Genomic DNA, 17,025 nt, shown 5'->3' with positions numbered 1-17,025 from the left:
CTCAGCTGAGGTGGCTGCCGCCGTTGACGTCGAACGTCATCCCGGTCACCGACGCGCACGCGTCGGAGAGCAGGAATAGCACGATGTCGGCGATCTCTTCCGGCTCGGACACGCGGGGGAGGGGCATCGATCCCAGGATCCGGTTCCGCTGCTCGTCGGTCAGTCGGTCGTGCACACGGGTCCGCACCGGGCCCGGTGCGATGCCGTTGGCTCGCACGCCGCGGTCGCCCCAGTGAACCGCGACGTGTCTCATGAGCCCGAGTACGCCCGCCTTGGCGGTCGCGTAGGCCACCCCCGACATCGTCGTCCCGCCGTCGCGGGCGTTGAGGCTGCTCATCAGCACCAGCGACCCGCCGCCGGCCTCCGCCATCCGGGGAACCAGGTCGTGACAGACCACGTAGGCCGAGGTGAGGTTCGCGCGGATGACCCGGTCCCACTCGGCCAGGTCGACCTCGTCGATGCCGCCTCGCCCGACCACGCCGGCGATGTGAGCGACCCGATCGGGAACCGGGATCGAGTCCACGAACTCCCGCACGGCGTCCGGATCGGCCGCGTCGACGCCGAGCTCGAGATCGAGCACGTCGACCCGCTCCCCGGTCGCCCTGGCCTTGGCGACGATCGCGGCACCGATGCCGTGGGCACCGCCGGTGACCAGCAGGCTCACGACAGGTCCCCGAGAAGCTCGTCACGCGCCGCGCGGTAGGCGTCGCTCAGGATCATCTCGGGTTGGGAGAACACCACGAAGCGCACCCCGCGCGCGATCCACTCCTTGGCCTCGGGAGTGCTGTAGGCGAGTACCCCCGCGGTCGCGCCGGCCGCGATGGTCTTCTCGACGACCTCCTCGGCCGCGGCGACGACCTCGGGGTGCCACGGTGCGTAGCCGAGCCCCATGTCGAGGGAGAGGTCCGCACGCCCGACCATGACGACGTCGATCCCGGCCGTCAGGATCTCGTCGATGCACTCCACTCCGCGCCGCGTCTCCACGAGCCCGATCGTGAGCACGTTCTGGTCGGCCCAGTCGAGGTACTCGGCGAAGTCCCCTCGCGCCGTGCCGTGGCCGGCGGCCCTGGTGGCCGAGCACACCGTGCGGCGTCCCCGCGGCGGGTAGTGCGCGGCGTCGACGACCGAACGCGCCTGCTCGCCCGATTCCAGGATGGGCACGACGACCCCGCCGGCTCCGGTGTCGAGCGCCCACAGGATCTCCTTCGGATCCCCGTGGCGCAGGCGGATCAGCGGTGTGCACCCGGCTGCCTGCGCGCCGCGCACCATCGCGAGCACGGTCTGCTCGTCGGCAGCGGCGTGCTCGGTGTCGACGACCAGGAAGTCGTAGCCGGATCGGCCGAGGATCTCCCCGACGGCCGGCTCCTGGAGGAGGGTCAGGCTACCCAGGGCGACCCGACCCTCCTCCAGTGCCGACACGACCCTGTTGGTCGAGCCGATCACGGCACCTCGAGGCGCTCGACCTGCGAGCAGTCGCGGTCGGCGTCCACGGTGCCGAGCTCCTCCAGCGCCGCCTGGAGCGGGGTGTCGTCGTACCAGTCGCCGACCTCGGGCAGGTTCTCGACGATCCCGTTCTCGACGAGCCACGCGCCGTCGTCCTCGGTGGCGCGCGTGGTGTCGACCTCACCGTTGGGGTTCATGTAGGGCCACTGGTCGGTGCCGTAGATCGCATCGACCGTCTCGGCCGGAACCTGGGTGTTGTCGGCGATGATCTGCACGACCTCCTCGCGGTTCGCCGGGTCGAGGTAGTACCGCACACCCTTGAGCCATCCGGCGATCCATCGCTCGGCCACCTCGGGCCGGTTGTCGAGGAAGTCCTCGGACATGCTGATGACGCCCTGCTGGTTGTCGGGAACGATCTCGTAGGTGGCGAGCATGCGCTGGGCCGTGCCGTCGGCCATCAGGCCGTAGGCGATCGGCTGGGTGAGGAAGCCCGCGTCGACCGCACCGGTCTTCAGCGCATTGGCGATGTCGGGGTAGCCCAGGGTGGTGAGGCCGCCCAGGTCGTCGATCGTCAGGTTCTCCTCGGCGAGTGCGCGGCTGAGCCAGTACTCGGTGGAGGAGCCGCGCGCCAGGATCGCGACCTTCTTGCCCTTCAGGTCGGCGATGGAGTCGAGGCCGCCGTCGGCCGCCTCGGTACGCACCAGGAAGATGCTGTCGGACGTGCACTTGTACTGGTTGCGATCGGCGACCGCCTTGAACTTCAGGTTCTCGTTGATCGCGTTGTAGAACGCGCCGCCCAGACCCGGGATGTTCACGTCCAGCTTGCCCTGGCTCTGCAGTGCGAGCTGGGCGTAGATGTCGGCGTCGGTGTAGCTGTTCTCGATGTCCTCCTCGGCGAAGAAGCCCTTGTCCTCCGCGACGAACATCGGCGCGAGGGCGACCAGGGGCAGCGTGTTCACGCTGACCTTCGCCTTGCCGTCCGCCGTCTCGTCCCCGCCGTCGTCTCCGCCGCAGGCGCTCGCCGCGAGGAGCAGTGCCCCTGCGATCAGCGCCGATGCCGTCTTCTTCAGCCTCATCGCGTGGTTCCTTCCGTCCAGTTGAAAAAGCGACGCTGCACTCGCAGGGTCACCGTGGTGAGTCCGAATCCCATGGCCGCGATCACTGCGAGCGTCGCGTACATGTTGCTGATCTGATAGACCTGCCAGTACTGCCAGGTCAGCGATCCGATTCCGTCGGAGCCGGCGAGGAACTCGCCGGCGATCACCCCGAGAAGTGCCAGGCCTGCCGACAGCCTGATGCCCGCGAAGATCGAGGGCAGTGCTCCGGGGAGCACGATCTTCCAGAGGATCTGGGTGCGCGAAGCGCCCATGTTCCTGGCCATCTGGACCAGCCTCTGGTCGTTCTGCTGCACACCGGCCATCGCGTTCACCGCGGAGGGGAAGAACGAGATGATGCCGGCGAGCACGATGATGGGCGTCCCGCCCGTGCCGAAGATGACCAGCAGCAGCGGGAGCATGGCGACGGCGGGGATCGGGTAGAGGATCGCGATCACCGGGTCGATGATCACCTTCACCCAGGGCACCAGGCCCATCGCGATCCCGACGACGATCGCCGGTACGACTCCGAGCGCGAAGCCGGTCAGGATGCGCTGGACGGTGATCCAGATGGACGACGCGAGGTCGCCCTCGGACGCGAGATCGCGCAGCGCGGCCAGGCAGTCGAGGGGCGCGGGGAAGAAGGTCGGGTCGATCCATCCCGCCTCGGAACCCAGCTGCCAGAGGACGAGGATGGTGAAGACCGGGACGAGACTCCCGAACGGGCTCGCCATGACGCGGAACGCGCGGCTGGGGCCGGTGTCGCCCCGCTTCCGGGGGCCGTAGACGACGGTCTCGTCGTGCTTCTCGGAGATGGTCGTGCTCATGCCGACACCTCCTTGGCCTCGGCCCACTCCGCCGCCAAGGTGGCGTCGCGCAACCGCTCCCACAGGTGGGTCTTGAGCTCGGCGAACCGCGGATCCTGGACCACGTCTGCGGTGCGCGGTCGGGCGAACGGGACGGTCAGGTCCTCCACGACCCGCGTCGGCCGACCGCTCAGCACGAGCACCCGGTCCGCGAGCAGGAGCGCCTCCTCGATGCCGTGGGTGATGAACAGGACCGTCTTCTGGTGCCGCTCCCACACGCTGAGGAGCTCCTCCTGCAGCAGGGTGCGCGTCTGCGCATCCACCGCGGCGAAGGGCTCGTCCATCAGCAGCACCTCCGGGTCGCTGGCGAGCGCCCGGGCGATGCCGGCACGTTGGCGCATACCGCCGGAGAGCTGCTGGGGCCTGGACTTGGCGAAGGCCTCGATCCCCATCGTCTTCAGGTGCTCCATCGCGATGTCGCGTCGCTCGCGCTTCGGGACGCCGCGCAGCTCCAGCGCGATCGCCACGTTGTCCACGATCGAGCGCCACGGGATCAGCGCGTAGTCCTGCCAGACGATCGAGGTCATCTCGCCGCTCGCGGTGCGTCGCCCGGAGAAACGGACCGCGCCGGAGTCGGGCGGGTGGAGGCCGCCGAGCATCCCCAGCAGGGTGCTCTTGCCGCACCCGCTCGGGCCGATGATGCAGACGAACTCGCCCTCCTCGATCGTCGCGCTCAGGCCCTCGACGACGCGGAGTGGTTCGGCGTCCGGGATGCGATAGGACTTGCTGATCTGGTCGATCTCGACGCGCATCAGCGCTCACCTCCAAGGGTGGGAAGGTCGGAGTAGTGCTCGGTCCACCACGCGGCGATGTCGCGTCGACGGGCGAACCAGACGTCACCGGTGGACTGACACCAGTCGATGAGTTCGGCGAGGGCGGAGGCCCTCCCGGCTTGACCGACCAGTCGGGCGTGCAGACCGATCGAGATCATCTTGGGATGGGTCTCGCCCTCCTCGATGAGGTACGAGATGCCTCGACGGACGTTCTCGACGAAGTGGCCGGGATGCCCGTAGCCGGGGCTGAACGCGAATCGGCCGTCGTTGTAGGTGTGGGTGTAGGGCACGACGAGGTGGCGGCGCTCCGCGACCTGCGTCCAGTAGGGGAGGTCGTCGTTGTAGGCGTCGGAGTCGTAGAGGAACCCGCCCTCCTCCACCAGGATCCGTCGGGTGTGTTCGGACGGCGCGTAGCGGGAGTACCAGCCGACCGGGCGCTCACCGGTCGTCCGTTCGAGGCTGTCGACCGCGCGGCGCACATGGTCGCGCTCCTGCTCCTCGCTCAGCGTGCTGGGCTCGATCCACCGCAGGCCGTGAGAGCAGACCTCGTGCCCTGCGGGCACGATCGCGGCGGCGACCTGCGGGTTCCTCTCGAGGGCCTGGGCGGCTGCGTAGAACGTCACCGGGACCTGCGTCCGATCGAAGAGCCGCATCAGCCGCCAGATGCCGGCGCGGCTGCCGTACTCGTAGACCGACTCCTGGCTGAGGTCGCGCCGAGTCGCGTCTGCCGGCGTGTAGGAGATCTCGCCGACCCACTCGTTGCGGCTGTCCCCGTCGAGGATGCTGTGCTCGGCACCCTCCTCGTAGTTCATGCACAGACTCACCGCGACCTTGGCGCCACCGGGCCACCGGATCGCCGGGATGTCCGCGCCGTAGCCGACGAAGTCGCGCTCGGTGCCGGTCGGCAGGCTCGCCGTGTCCGTCTCGTCCTGCTGGCTCACGGGACCAGCACCACCTTTCCTGTCGCCTGGCGACTCTCGATCCGTCGGTGTGCCTCGGCCGCCCGCTCCAGGGGGAGGACGCTGTCGACATGGGGCCGCAGCCGGCCCTGCTCGACCAGACCCAGGACGCGCTCGACATCGTCGGGACGTTGGCTGCGGACGCCGAGAACCTGCCATTCGTTGCGGAACGTCTCGATCACATCGATCCGGGGGTGCTCGCCGCCGTGTCCGCCGGCGACGACGAGTCGACCGCGCGGCGCCAAGGCCGCCAGGCAGCCCTCGAAGCTCGCTCCACCGACGTGCTCGACGACGGCATCGACACCACGGTGGTCTGTCAGCGTGCGCACCTGGTCGACCCAGTCGGTCTCCCCGGTGACCACGACGTGCTCGGCCCCGCAGGAGCGCGCGAACTCGGCCTTGTTGTCGTCGCGGACCAGCGCGATCGGTCGGGCGCCGGCAAGCGCGGCCACCTGCACCGCGGCGTGCCCGAGGGCGCCGCCGGCGCCTGCCACGAGCACCCATTCGCCCGGGGTGATCCGAGCGACCGACTCCAGCGCCCGCCACGCGGTTCCGAACGAGATCGGGACGGCGGCGATGGTCTCGACCGGGAGATCCGGTGCTCGCAGCAGCCCGCGAGCGGGCGCGATCATGTGCTCTGCGTAGCCGCCCCAGCCGTGGATCCCGGGCATCCATCCGTTCAGGCAGATGTTGGCCGAGCCCGTCAGGCAGTGACGGCAGCCTCCGCACGGGACGTGCGGGAGCAGCACCACGCGGTCGCCCGTCGTCCAGCCGCCGGCACCGGGCCCGGTCTCGACCACCTCGCCGACGACCTCGCGGCCCAGTACGTGGGGGAACGTCAGCGGCATCCGTGACCTGCCGTCGCGCAGCTCGAGGTCGAGGTGGTTCACGGAGACAGCGAGCACCCGGAGCACCACCTCGCCCGGACCGGGGTCGGGCAGGTCGACGTCCTCGGGAACCAGGACGGTCTCGTCGCCGAGTTCACGCATCATCACCACGCGGGTCCTCATCGGGTGCCTCCGCGCCAGATCTGCTCGACCTGTTTGGCGGCCGGGCCCAGCTCGGGGTGTGCGAGCGCCAGGCTCAGGGCCACCCGCGCCCGGGAGGGGGTGAGGTCGCCGGCGAACTGCGCTCCGGCGCGAGCGAGATCGGCCCCCCCGCCGCCGCCGTAGAGGGGCATGACCAGCCCGGCGCCGACTCGGCTGCTCACCAGCACCTCGACGCCCTGGTCGACGGCGTGCGCGACCGACTCGACCATCGGGGGCGCGGCGTTCCCGCGGCCGAAGGCTTCCAGCACCACACCCGCGGCCCCGGCGGCCACGGACGCGTCGAGATGGGTGCTGTCGGTGCCGGCGCCCATGGCGACCACATCCACGCGGGGGAGAGGGCCCGGTGTCACGTCCGCATAGGTACCGCCCCGCAGCGGTCGGGCGAGTGCCACGACCTGCTCGCCGTCGATGAGGGCGATGGCTCCGCCGGCACCGCCGGAGAAGGCGTGCGGTGCTGACGTGTGCACCTTGCGCGCCTCGACGGCGGCGATGGCGATGCCGTCCATCACCACGCAGACCGGGATCCGCGCCCTGACCGCGGCGAGCGCATCGCGCAGATTCGCCGGGGCGTCGGACTGCGGGTCGTCCGCAGGTCGCTGGGAGCCGGTCAGGACGACGGGCGCGTCCAGCGGCAGGAGGTGGGCGGCGATGAACGCCATCTCCTCCATCGAGTCGGTGCCGTGGGTGATGATCACGCCCGCGCACCCGTCCTCGATCAGCGAGCGTGCCCGCAGCGCGACGGCGACCATGTCGTCGAGGTGCGTGGCGAAGCTCGGCACCGGCGGCAGGTCGACGTGCTCGAGCTGGATCTGCGGGTCGACCGGGACCGTCGCGAAGAGCTCGGCGGCGCCGTCGACCGGCACCAGATCGCCTCTCGCGTCGCGGCGGGACGCGATCGTCCCACCTGTCGCCACTACCGCCACCCGCACGTGTGCACCTCCTGCGCAATCGTTCGCTCTGTCCGTGAAGTGAACTGCGCGAACGTTTGTTCAGTCAAGGGTTTCCGCCAGATTTCACCTACTGGAAACAGCTCGGCGTTCCGTTCACGCTCATTTCAGTTCCTTTGAGCGGCACGGCGTTACGCTGCCGTCGTGGTAGCCGAGAGCAGAGATCCGGCGGCGAAGGTGCTCGCCGTGCTGACCTTCATGGCCGAGAGCGACCGAGACTGGGGCGTGCGTGAGCTCGCACGCGAACTCGCGCTGAGCCCGAGCACGTGTCTGCGCGCGCTCACGGCGCTGTGCGAGAGCGGCCTGGTCGAGCAGGACGAGGCCACCAAGCGATTCGACCTGTCCGGCGCCTCGTTGCGGCTCGCGCACCACATCACCCGGCGGCACAACATCGCGGACCTGGTGCGGCCCGTCCTGGAGCGCATCACCGAGCGGTCCGGGGAGGCCGCCGTGCTGTCCATCGTCGACTGGCGCACGAGCGCGATGATGTTCGTGGCGGGTACCGAGGCCGACCACCCGCTGCGCTACGTCGTCCCGCTCTACGAGTGGGGTCCGATGTCGACCGGAGCCAGTGGTCTCGCGGCCCTCGCCTACGGTCCGACCGAGCAGGTCGACGACGTCCTCGCCGCACTGACACGCCCACGACGCCGCGAGGTCGAAGAGCAGTTGGAGCACGTGCGTGAGCACGGCTACGTCTGCACGCACGGACAGCGCATCGCCGGGGCCGTCGGCATCGCGGGCCCCGTCCTCGGACCCGATGGGCACGCCCGGGGGACGATCACCATCACCGTTCCCGAGTTCCGCTACGACGAGGATCGCCTGCCGGCGCTGGTACGTGTGTTGGGCAGCGGCGTCGACGAGGCGTCGAGACTTGCCGGAGCCCGGGTCTAGAGGACCAAGGCCCCGGCTCGCGTGTGCGGACCGGGGCCTTGCTCTCGTGTGGGGTGAGTAACGGGACTCGAACCCGCGACATCCGCGACCACAACGCGGCGCTCTACCAGCTGAGCTATACCCACCATGACCCGTCACACGGGCCGGATGAAGTGTAGACGGATCAGTCGCCGGGCGCTGAATCGGTATCGCCGGCAGCGGCGGCGCCGGCCTCGGACAGTCCGGTGAGGGCTCCGCCGTGCCGGGCGGCGTGCGCCCGTGCGGTGTCGGAGTCCGGGCCGGGAGCGGGCACGAAGACGGCGTCGCGGTAGTAGCGCAGCTCCTCGATGCTCTCCTGGATGTCGGCCAGGGCGCGGTGGTTGCCGCGCTTGGCGGGAGCCGCGAAGTAGGCCTTGGGGTACCAGCGCTTCGCCAACTCCTTGATGGAGGAGACGTCGATGATCCGGTAGTGCAGGAACGCGTCGAGGTCGTGCATGTCGCGCGCGAGGAAGTTGCGGTCGGTGCCGACGGTGTTGCCGGCCAGCGGCGGACGGCTGTCGGGCGGGCAGTGGGCTCTGATGTAGTCCAGTACCTGCCGCTCGGCCTCGGCGAGGCTGACGCCGTGCTCGAGCTCCTCGAGCAGCCCCGAGGAGGCGTGCATCGACCGCACGAAATCGATCATCTGGTCGAGCGCTGCGGCGGGAGGCTTGATGATCACGTCGACGCCGTCGCCGAGCACGTTGAGCTCGGAGTCGGTCACCAGGGCCGCGACCTCGATCAGCGCGTCCGCGCCGAGGTCGAGGCCGGTCATCTCGCAGTCGATCCACACCAGACGGTCGCTCACGCCGAGCCACCCTACGGCGTGCGGCGCCGGCCGACGACGCTCAGGTTCGACTCAGGGGACCGATCTAGGTTCGGATCCGTGAAGCAGTGGCTGGCCCTGGTGGCCCGACTCGTGGTCGGTGGGGTGTGGCTCTACGCGGGTCTGGTGAAGCTGCCCGACCCGGCCGCGAGCATCGAGTCGGTGCGAGCCTACGAGCTGCTGCCGGGGGCGTGGGTCGAGCCGGTCGGCTACCTGTTGCCCCCACTCGAGGTCGTGCTCGGGCTCGCACTCGTGCTGGGTGTGATGACGCGCGGGGCAGCGGTCCTCTCCGCGCTGCTGTTGGGCGCCTTCGTGTTCGGCATCTCCTGGGCCTGGTCGCAGGGCCTGGAGATCGACTGCGGGTGCTTCGGCGACGGCGGCCCCAACCCGGACGCAGCCGCGGAGTACCCGTGGGAGATCGCGCGCGACGTAGGCCTGATCGCCATGAGCGTGTTCGTGGTCGCGGTCGGGAGCTCACGTCTCGCGCTGGACGGCGTCCTCTTCCGACACCGCGCGCTTGAGCCGACCGACATCGACGGCAGCGAGCACCTCCCAGAACTCACCCCAGACCAGGACGACCAGCAGGAGATCGAGCGATGAGCGTGAGCAGGTCCAAGGCACAGGAGCGAGCGGAGAGGCATGCTGCCGCGCAGGCGGCAGCCCGACGGCGTGAGCGGCGTCGCAACCTGCTCACCGGTCTCGCGGTGGTGGCGGTGATCGCCGCCCTCGTCGGAGGCGGGTTCCTGATCAACCGCGCCAACGACAGCGCTGGCGCCATCGAGGACGCCGCGGCGAGCGGCACCGCGTCGAGCGACCACAGCCTGGCCGTCGGCTCCGCCGACGCACCGCACAGCATCGTGATCTACGAGGACTTCCTCTGCCCGCTCTGCGGCATCGTCGAGCAGACGGCGGGCGAGCGCCTCACCGCTCTGGCCGAGGCGGGCAAGGTCCGCCTGGAGTACCGGCCGATGGTGGTGCTCGATCGCCTCGGGCCCTACTCGGCGGACGCGCTCAACGCGTTCTTCGTGGTGCAGGACGCCGCAGGCGACGAGGTCGCCAAGGCCTTCCACGACCTCCTCTTCGCCGACCAGCCGTCGGAGAGCCAGACGACCTTCCCTGACGCGGACTGGCTGGTGCAGAAGGCCGTCGAGGCCGGCGCCGACGAGGACGAGGTGCGCGCAGGCATCGAGGACGACGCGCGGGCCGACGACGTCGCTGCCGCGACGAAGGCGGCGGGCGCCGCCGGCGTCACGGGGACTCCCACGATCCTGCTCGACGGCCAGGTCTTCCGCGACGGACGCACCTACGAGGAGGTCGCCGACAACCTGGTCGCCGCCGTCCAGTGACCTGGGTGAGACTGGCAGGGTGACCGTCGTGACTGCTCCGGACCCGCACCCGCTCGCCGCGTTCATCGCCACGATGCCCAAGGCCGAGCTGCATGTGCACCACGTCGGGTCGGCGTCGATGCGGATGGTCGGCGAGCTGGCCGCCCGTCACCCCGGGACGGTGCCGGCCGACCCGGAGGGTCTGCGGTCCTTCTACGAGTTCCGCGACTTCGCGCACTTCATCGAGGTCTACCTGGCCGTGGTGGCGCTGATCCGTACGCCCGACGACGTCCGCTACCTCACCTACGAGATCGCGCGCGACCTCGGCACCGAGCAGCGGGTCCGGTACGCCGAGCTGACCTGCACGCCGTACACCTCGGTGCTGGCCGGTGTGCCGATCGAGGCCTACACCGAGGCGATCGAGGACGCACGTGTCGCGGCTGAGCGGGACTTCGGCGTGGTGCTGCGCTGGATCTACGACATCCCCGGTGAGTCGGGGATCCCCGCCGCCGACGCCACGCTCGGCTACGCCCTGGATCACCGCACGGACGCGCTGATCGGATTCGGACTCGGCGGTCCTGAGATCGGCGTCCCGCGCCCGCAGTTCGCGCCGCACTTCGAGCGCGCCCGGGCAGCCGGGCTCCGCTCGGTGCCCCACGCCGGCGAGACCACCGGCCCCGAGACCATCTGGGACTCCCTCCGCCTGCTCGGCGCCGAGAGGATCGGGCACGGCATCTCCGCGGCATCCGACCCCGCGCTGATGGCCCACCTCGCCGAGCACGACATCCCGCTCGAGGTGTGCCCCTCGTCCAACGTCGCCACCCGCGCGGTGCCGGGCCTGGCCGAGCACCCGCTCGAGACCCTCGTGGCCGCCGGAGTGCCGGTGACGATCAACTCCGACGACCCGCCGATGTTCGGCACCACGTTGAACCGCGAGTACGAGATCGCCGCCGACCTGCTGCGCCTCGACGCCGACGGCGTCAGCGACCTCGCCCGCTCCGCCGTCCGCTACTCCTTCGCGCCCGACGACGTCCGCGCCCGTCTGTCGGCCGAGATCGACGCGCACGCCGAGGCCCGCGCCGGCGGCCCGAACGACGCTCCCGGGGCGCCGAGCCTCTAATCTCTCCGCGTGACCGAGATTCAGATCGGACAGGCCAAGCGCGCGAGGCGCGCCTACTCCTTCGACGACATCGCGATCGTGCCCTCGCGGCGCACGCGCGACCCCGAGGAGGTCAGCACGGCCTGGCAGATCGACGCCTACCGCTTCGAGCTGCCCATCATGGCGGCGCCGATGGACTCGGTGATGTCGCCCGCGACCGCGATCGCGCTCGGCCGCCACGGCGGACTCGGCGTTCTCAATCTCGAGGGCCTCTGGACCCGGTACGCCGACCCGACCGACCTGCTCGCCGAGGTCGCCGAACTGCAGGGCGTCGACGCCACGGCGCGGATGCAGGAGATCTACGCCGAGCCGATCAAGGCCGAGCTGATCGCCGAGCGGCTGCGCGAGATGCGCGAAGCCGGGGTCACCGTCGCCGGTTCGCTCTCGCCCCAGCGCACCAAGGAGTTCGCCAAGGCCGTGGTCGACGCCGGCGTCGACATGTTCGTCATCCGCGGCACCACCGTCTCGGCCGAGCACGTCTCCAGTCAGGCCGAGCCCCTGAACCTCAAGGAGTTCATCTACGAGCTCGACGTGCCCGTCATCGTCGGCGGTTGCGCGACCCACCAGGCCGCCCTGCACCTGATGCGCACCGGCGCGGCCGGTGTCCTCGTCGGCTTCGGTGGCGGCGCCGCCCACACCACCCGCACGGTCCTCGGCGTCGCCGTGCCGATGGCCTCCGCGGTGGCCGACGTCGCCGCCGCGCGCCGCGACTACCTCGACGAGTCCGGCGGCCGCTACGTCCACGTGATCGCCGACGGTTCGATCGGCAAGTCGGGCGACATCTCCAAGGCCATCGCCTGCGGTGCGGACGCCGTCATGGTCGGTTCGCCGTTCGCGCGGGCGACCGACGCCCCGGGCCGCGGCTTCCACTGGGGTGCCGAGGCGCACCATGCCGAGCTGCCCCGTGGCCAGCGGGTGCGGTTCGAGCAGGTCGGCACCCTCGAGGAGGTGCTCTTCGGCCCCTCGCGCGTCGCCGACGGCACCATGAACCTGGTCGGCGCGCTGCGCCGCTCGATGGCCACGACGGGCTACACCGAGGTCAAGGAGTTCCAGCGCGTGGAGGTCGTGCTCCAGGCCTGACCCACCGGCTCAGCCCTCGCGGAGACCGGGAGCTCGGCCGAGACCGTCGACCGCGTCGCGGATCGCGGCGCGCGCGGCCAGCAGACGCGCCCGCATCGCGGCGTCCGGCCAGCCGGCGCGGAGCGCCCGGTTGATGCGCACGATCCGGATCGGGTTCGCACTTCCGCCGTACAGGTTCCACGTCGTCGGGATGTAGGCGGCCCGGGTCACCGCGAAGCCGCCGCCTCGTGAAGGGTCTCGCTCGGTGAACTCGAAGCGCACGCTGATGCCCTGGTAGGTCGCCGGCCGGGAGGGCTCCTGCTGGGCGACCATGTTGCCCATGCCGTAGACCACCCAGGTGCCGTTGACCCGCGTGACGGGTTGGACGACGTGCGCGTGGTCGCCGAGCACGAGATCGACATCGGGCGACCGGGTGAGCCGGCGCACCAGGGAGACCTGGTCGGCGTTCGGCAGGTGCTGGTACTCGTCGCCTCCGTGCAGGTGGACCACGACGATGTCGGCTCCCGCGGCGCGGGCTGCCCGGGCCTGGGTGAGCAGGTTGTCGGCGTCCCACAACGAGACGGCCCAGGGTCGCCCCTCGGGCATCAGGAAGCCGTTGAGGCTGTAGGTGCCGGCGACCACACCGACGCGGACGTCGTCGTCGGTGGCGAGGATGACCGGACGGCGGCGCTCGGCGGCGCTGCGGAAGGTGCCGATCGGCATCACGCCGTGCCGGCGGAGCAGGGTCGCGGTGTAGCGGAGCCCTTCCCAGCCCTGGTCGACCGCGTGGTTGGACGCGGTCGTGCAGGCGTCGAAGCCGAAGTCGGCGAGCCACGGTGCGACCTGTCGGGGTGCGGCGAACACCGGATAGCTCTGCAGCGCCTGCCCCGGGCGCGCGAAGGGCACCTCCTCATGGCACAGCGCGACGTCGGCCCGCGCGACCAGGGACCGCAGCCCCGCGAACATCGGGTCGAAGTCGAACCCCTCGTACCCACGTCCGGTGCGGGTCGCGTCGACCTGCGCCGACTGCCACACGGTGTTGTGCCACAGCAGGTCGCCGCCCATCACCAGCGACATCCGGCGGGGGGCCCTGTCTGCCCCGCCTATCTCGGCACGGCCCGCGGCGGTGCCGTCGGCAGAGTCCGCGCCTGCGTCCCCCGTGGCGGTCGGGGCCGCGATCTCGTCGACCAGCACGGCGACGTCGTGCACGACCTGGTCGGCGGGTCCGCCGACGGTGGCGGCGGCCACCAACGCCGCAGCGACCAGGCCGAGTCCGAGGGGTCCGCGGTTTCTCACGCAGAGGAGACGCGCGAGGGGGCCATGCGGTTGCGAGCGATCTCGAGCGCCTGCGTACAGCCCGCCCACATCTCCCCGATCACCTCGGCGACGGGGCGCACCGAGTCGATCCGGGCCGAGACCTGGCCGGTGTTGGCGACGCTCGCCTCCATGTCGCCACCGAAGTACAGGTCGTGGATCCGGCCGAGCAACGGCTCGCCGCCGACATCTGCGGCGGGGGTCGCGCCGCGGTCGAGTGCACCGGTCGCGAGACCGTTGCGCAGCACGCGCATCGTGGGATTGCCGGGCACCTGCAGGAGCACGGTGCCGTCGTCGCCGGCTTCCACGATGGCGCCCTTGAAGTGCTCGTGCACGCCGGCCTCGGCGGTCGCGAGCATCCGGGTCCCCATCTGCACCCCCTCGGCGCCGAGCACGAACGCGGCCGCCATCGACGTCGCGTCGCAGATGCCGCCCGCGGCGACGAGCGGGAGGTCGACGCGGCTCGCGACCAGAGGGAGCAGCACCATCGTCGAGGCGCCGAGCGCGCTCTTGAAGCCGCCACCCTCGACGCCCTCCACCACCAGGCCGTCCACACCGGCGTCGGCCGCCTTCAACGCGGCCTTGAGCGAGCCGACGACGTGGACCACGGTGATGCCGGCGTCGTGCAACCGCTCGGTGAAGAGGCCGGGGTCGCCTGCGGAGGAGAAGACCACGCGCACGTCGGCCTCGACGTAGGTGTCGACGATCGAGGGATCGTGCTTCCAGCCCTGGATCATCAGGTTCGCCGCGACCGGCCTGGCCGTCATCTCGCGCACTCGGAGCAGGTCGTCGCGGCCCTCGGGGGAGAGGGTCTCGATGACGCCGAGCCCGCCGGCCTCGGCGACCGCCGCGGCCAGCTCGGCACGGGCGATGAAGGTCATCGGCGCCTGCACGATCGGGATCTCGACACCGAGAAGCTGCTGTACGCGGTTCACGGGTCTCACTGTCGCATGCCTCCGATACGCAACCCGGGTGTCACCTGCCCCTGCTTGGATGGGTCGATGGTCGGCACCCCAGGTCATCGCGGTCACCTGCCCAGTCCCAGCGCGCTGGGTCCGGATGCGCGCGAGACCGCGCTCGCCTCGATGACCGGCGCGAGCGGTGAGGCCGAGCTCGACGTCCTGGTGGTCGGCGGCGGGGTCGTCGGGGCGGGCGTCGCGCTGGATGCCGTCACCCGCGGGCTGAACACCGGTCTGCTGGAGCAGCGCGACCTCGGCAGCGGCACCAGCAGTCGCAGCAGCAAGCTGATCCACGGTGGTCTGCGGTACCTGGAGATGCTCGACTTCGCCCTGGTGCGCGAGGCCTTGCAGGAGCGGGGTCTGCTGCTCACCCGGCTGGCTCCGCACCTCGTGCGACCGGTGCCCTTCCTCTACCCGTTGACGCGGCGCGGGTGGGAGCGGCCCTACGTCGGCGCCGGCCTCGCGCTCTACGACGCGATGGCGATGGCGAGCCGCTACGACATGGGCGTGCCCCGGCACCGGCACCTGAGCCGCCGTTCGGTGGCGCGGATCGCTCCGGACTTCAAGGCCGACAAGCTCGCCGGGGCCATCCGCTACTACGACTGCCAGGTCGACGACGCCCGTCTGGTGCTCACCATCGCCCGGACGGCGGCCGCCCACGGCGCGCAGGTCGCGACCCGGGTTCGCGTCACCGGGTTCCTCCGCGAGGGCGAGCGTGTGGTCGGGGTGACCGCGCGCGACCTCGAGCACGATCGTGAGCTCGAGGTGCGGGCACGCGTGGTGATCAACGCCGCCGGGGTCTGGACCGATGACATCCAGGAGATGGTCGGCGGGCGGGGGGCCCTCCACGTGCAGGCGTCCAAGGGCGTGCACCTGGTCGTTCCGCGCGACCGCATCCGCTCCGAGGCCGGCTTCATCGTGCGCACCGAGACCTCGGTGCTGTTCGTGATCCCGTGGGGACGGCACTGGATCATCGGCACCACCGACACCCCGTGGGACCTCGACAAGGCGCATCCGGCGGCCAGCCGACGCGACATCGACTACGTGCTCGACCACGTCAACGCGATTCTGCGCGAGCCGCTGGACCACGCCGACGTCGAGGGCGTCTACGCGGGCCTGCGGCCGTTGCTCTCGGGCGAGTCCGAGCCGACGTCGCGGATCTCTCGCGAGCACACCGTCGTGACGCCGGTGCCGGGGCTGGTGATGATCGCCGGCGGCAAACTCACCACCTATCGCGTCATGGCGGCGGACGCCGTCGACGCGGCGGCGCACTCGCTCAAGACCTCGACCAACCTGACGATCCGGGACTCGATCACCGACCGGGTGCCGTTGCTCGGTGCCGACGGCTACGAGACCCGCTCCAACCAGCGGGTGCTGCTGGCCCGACGCTCGGGCCTTCACGTGGCCCGGATCGACCACCTGCTGAGCCGGTACGGCGGGGCGATCGACGACGTCCTCGCGCTGATCGGCGAGCGTCGCGTGCTCGGTGCCCCGATCGAGGGCGCCGAGGACTACCTCGCGGCGGAGGTCGTCTACGCGGTCACGCACGAGAGCGCGCGGCACCTGGACGACGTCCTGACGCGACGTACCCGCATCTCCATCGAGAGCTTCGACCGCGGTGTCGCGGCCGCGCCCCAGGTGGCGCGTCTGATGGCTGCGGAACTCGGCTGGGACGCAGCCCGTATCGCCGAGGAGGTCGACCACTACCTGCGTCGCGTCGAGGCCGAACGTCAGAGCCAGCTCAAGCTCACCGACCAGGAGGCCGACGAGGCGCGGGTGCAGGTGCCTGACATCGTCTGACCCGCCAGCCTGATCCACCGGTCAACCCGACGGCCCCGCGGCCCCCGCGAGCCTCGCGCTCGCTACGGTCGCGTCCGTGGACGATCGCACGCAGCCAGAACCCGCAGCAGGCCCCACGACGGTTCACGGGGGCGCGGCGGACGAGATCGTGAGCGGTACCGATCCGGGGCCGTTCTCGTCGCTGCTCGGCTTCGAGGTCGTCGGCATCGACGACGCCGGCGTGCGGATGCGGGCCGTGCCCGGGCCCGAGCACTGCAACGGCGGGGGGATCCTGCACGGCGGGTACCTCAGCTCGCTGCTCGACTCGGCCACCGGCTGGGCCGTGCACGCGCGCACGCCCGACGGAGTGCCGGCGCCGCACGTGCAGCTGACGGTGCAGTACGTCCGGGCTGCCCAGCCCGGACGCCCACTGGTCGTCACGGCCCGCTGCGTCAGTGCGGGCCGTCGGATCGCCTCCGCCGACGCCGAGATCCATCAGGACGGCCGCCTGATCGCGCGTGCCGTCTCGAGCCATGCGGTGCTTCCGACCGGATTGTGATTGACACT

General features: G+C 70.9%; 18 protein-coding genes and 1 tRNA gene. 7 read left to right on the top strand and 12 right to left on the bottom strand.

What is annotated here, in order from left to right:
* Position 1: 1 nt before the first annotated feature.
* Genes KSO97_RS11525 through KSO97_RS18315 form a run of 8 tightly spaced genes read right to left on the bottom strand, consistent with a single transcriptional unit; the run spans position 2 to position 7,098 of the window.
* Positions 2–664: an SDR family NAD(P)-dependent oxidoreductase gene (locus KSO97_RS11525; RefSeq protein WP_232678994.1), complete on the bottom strand. Its 663-nt coding sequence runs from the start codon at positions 662–664 to the stop codon at positions 2–4.
* Positions 661–1,443, bottom strand: a complete 783-nt coding sequence (locus KSO97_RS11520; protein WP_232678993.1) for an HpcH/HpaI aldolase/citrate lyase family protein — start codon at positions 1,441–1,443, stop codon at positions 661–663. The genes KSO97_RS11525 and KSO97_RS11520 overlap by 4 nt, the downstream gene beginning before the upstream one ends.
* Entirely contained in the window at positions 1,440–2,519 is a 1,080-nt protein-coding gene (locus KSO97_RS11515; RefSeq protein ID WP_232678991.1) for an ABC transporter substrate-binding protein, read from the bottom strand. Before KSO97_RS11515 ends, KSO97_RS11520 begins: the two co-directional genes overlap by 4 nt.
* The gene (locus KSO97_RS11510; protein ID WP_232678989.1) at positions 2,516–3,364 is read right to left on the bottom strand and encodes an ABC transporter permease; all 849 of its coding nucleotides are present in this window, start codon (positions 3,362–3,364) and stop codon (positions 2,516–2,518) included. The genes KSO97_RS11515 and KSO97_RS11510 overlap by 4 nt, the downstream gene beginning before the upstream one ends.
* Positions 3,361–4,155, bottom strand: coding sequence for an ABC transporter ATP-binding protein (locus KSO97_RS11505; protein WP_232678988.1), 795 nt, complete (start codon positions 4,153–4,155; stop codon positions 3,361–3,363). Before KSO97_RS11505 ends, KSO97_RS11510 begins: the two co-directional genes overlap by 4 nt.
* Positions 4,155–5,117, bottom strand: a complete 963-nt coding sequence (locus tag KSO97_RS11500; RefSeq protein ID WP_232678986.1) for a polysaccharide deacetylase family protein — start codon at positions 5,115–5,117, stop codon at positions 4,155–4,157. The genes KSO97_RS11505 and KSO97_RS11500 overlap by 1 nt, the downstream gene beginning before the upstream one ends.
* The gene (locus KSO97_RS11495; protein ID WP_232678984.1) at positions 5,114–6,145 is read right to left on the bottom strand and encodes a zinc-binding dehydrogenase; all 1,032 of its coding nucleotides are present in this window, start codon (positions 6,143–6,145) and stop codon (positions 5,114–5,116) included. The genes KSO97_RS11500 and KSO97_RS11495 overlap by 4 nt, the downstream gene beginning before the upstream one ends.
* A complete protein-coding gene (locus KSO97_RS18315; RefSeq protein WP_232679108.1) occupies positions 6,142–7,098 on the bottom strand; it encodes an asparaginase in 957 nt (318 codons plus the stop codon). Before KSO97_RS18315 ends, KSO97_RS11495 begins: the two co-directional genes overlap by 4 nt.
* A gap of 177 nt (positions 7,099–7,275) precedes the next feature.
* Here KSO97_RS18315 and KSO97_RS18310 point away from each other — a divergent pair, with 177 nt between their 5' ends.
* Positions 7,276–8,022, top strand: coding sequence for an IclR family transcriptional regulator (locus tag KSO97_RS18310; RefSeq protein ID WP_232678982.1), 747 nt, complete (start codon positions 7,276–7,278; stop codon positions 8,020–8,022).
* A 49-nt stretch (positions 8,023–8,071) separates the two neighbouring features.
* Here KSO97_RS18310 and KSO97_RS11480 read toward each other — a convergent pair.
* Positions 8,072–8,147 (bottom strand) — tRNA-His (locus tag KSO97_RS11480).
* Between the two features lie 38 nt (positions 8,148–8,185).
* Complete coding sequence (gene orn, locus KSO97_RS11475) at positions 8,186–8,845, bottom strand: oligoribonuclease (protein WP_232678980.1); 660 nt, start codon at positions 8,843–8,845, stop codon at positions 8,186–8,188.
* 78 nt (positions 8,846–8,923) lie between these two features.
* Between orn and KSO97_RS11470 the strand changes: the two genes are divergently transcribed.
* The 4 genes from KSO97_RS11470 to KSO97_RS11455 are packed head-to-tail and all read left to right on the top strand — an operon-like array spanning position 8,924 to position 12,427.
* Positions 8,924–9,463, top strand: coding sequence for a DoxX family protein (locus KSO97_RS11470; protein WP_232678978.1), 540 nt, complete (start codon positions 8,924–8,926; stop codon positions 9,461–9,463).
* Positions 9,460–10,209: a thioredoxin domain-containing protein gene (locus KSO97_RS11465; protein ID WP_232678976.1), complete on the top strand. Its 750-nt coding sequence runs from the start codon at positions 9,460–9,462 to the stop codon at positions 10,207–10,209. Before KSO97_RS11470 ends, KSO97_RS11465 begins: the two co-directional genes overlap by 4 nt.
* Positions 10,210–10,237: 28 nt before the next feature.
* Positions 10,238–11,308, top strand: a complete 1,071-nt coding sequence (locus KSO97_RS11460; protein WP_232678975.1) for an adenosine deaminase — start codon at positions 10,238–10,240, stop codon at positions 11,306–11,308.
* Positions 11,309–11,317: 9 nt separating this feature from the next.
* Positions 11,318–12,427, top strand: a complete 1,110-nt coding sequence (locus tag KSO97_RS11455) for a GuaB3 family IMP dehydrogenase-related protein (RefSeq protein WP_232678974.1) — start codon at positions 11,318–11,320, stop codon at positions 12,425–12,427.
* 9 nt (positions 12,428–12,436) lie between these two features.
* Here the strand turns inward: KSO97_RS11455 and KSO97_RS11450 are convergent, their stop codons facing one another.
* Together KSO97_RS11450 and KSO97_RS11445 are read right to left on the bottom strand one after the other, a co-directional pair.
* Positions 12,437–13,702 carry a CapA family protein gene (locus KSO97_RS11450; protein ID WP_232678973.1) on the bottom strand — a complete coding sequence of 422 codons (1,266 nt, stop codon included), beginning with the start codon at positions 13,700–13,702 and terminating at the stop codon, positions 12,437–12,439.
* Positions 13,699–14,655 (bottom strand): nitronate monooxygenase family protein, encoded by a 957-nt coding sequence (locus KSO97_RS11445; protein ID WP_232678971.1) that lies wholly within the window; start codon positions 14,653–14,655, stop codon positions 13,699–13,701. The genes KSO97_RS11450 and KSO97_RS11445 overlap by 4 nt, the downstream gene beginning before the upstream one ends.
* A 66-nt stretch (positions 14,656–14,721) precedes the next feature.
* On the opposite strand from KSO97_RS11445, the gene KSO97_RS11440 reads away from it, so the two are divergent.
* Positions 14,722–16,479 (top strand): glycerol-3-phosphate dehydrogenase/oxidase, encoded by a 1,758-nt coding sequence (locus KSO97_RS11440; protein WP_232678969.1) that lies wholly within the window; start codon positions 14,722–14,724, stop codon positions 16,477–16,479.
* 76 nt (positions 16,480–16,555) lie between these two features.
* On the top strand, positions 16,556–17,017 hold the full coding sequence (locus KSO97_RS11435) for a PaaI family thioesterase (RefSeq protein ID WP_232678967.1): 462 nt from the start codon (positions 16,556–16,558) through the stop codon (positions 17,015–17,017).
* Positions 17,018–17,025: the final 8 nt, after the last annotated feature.

The sequence above is a fragment of the Nocardioides sp. R-C-SC26 genome (assembly GCF_021246465.1).
In the GTDB taxonomy this organism is placed as follows: Bacteria; Actinomycetota; Actinomycetes; order Propionibacteriales; family Nocardioidaceae; genus Nocardioides.
This window is presented reverse-complemented; position numbering and strand designations above follow the sequence as displayed.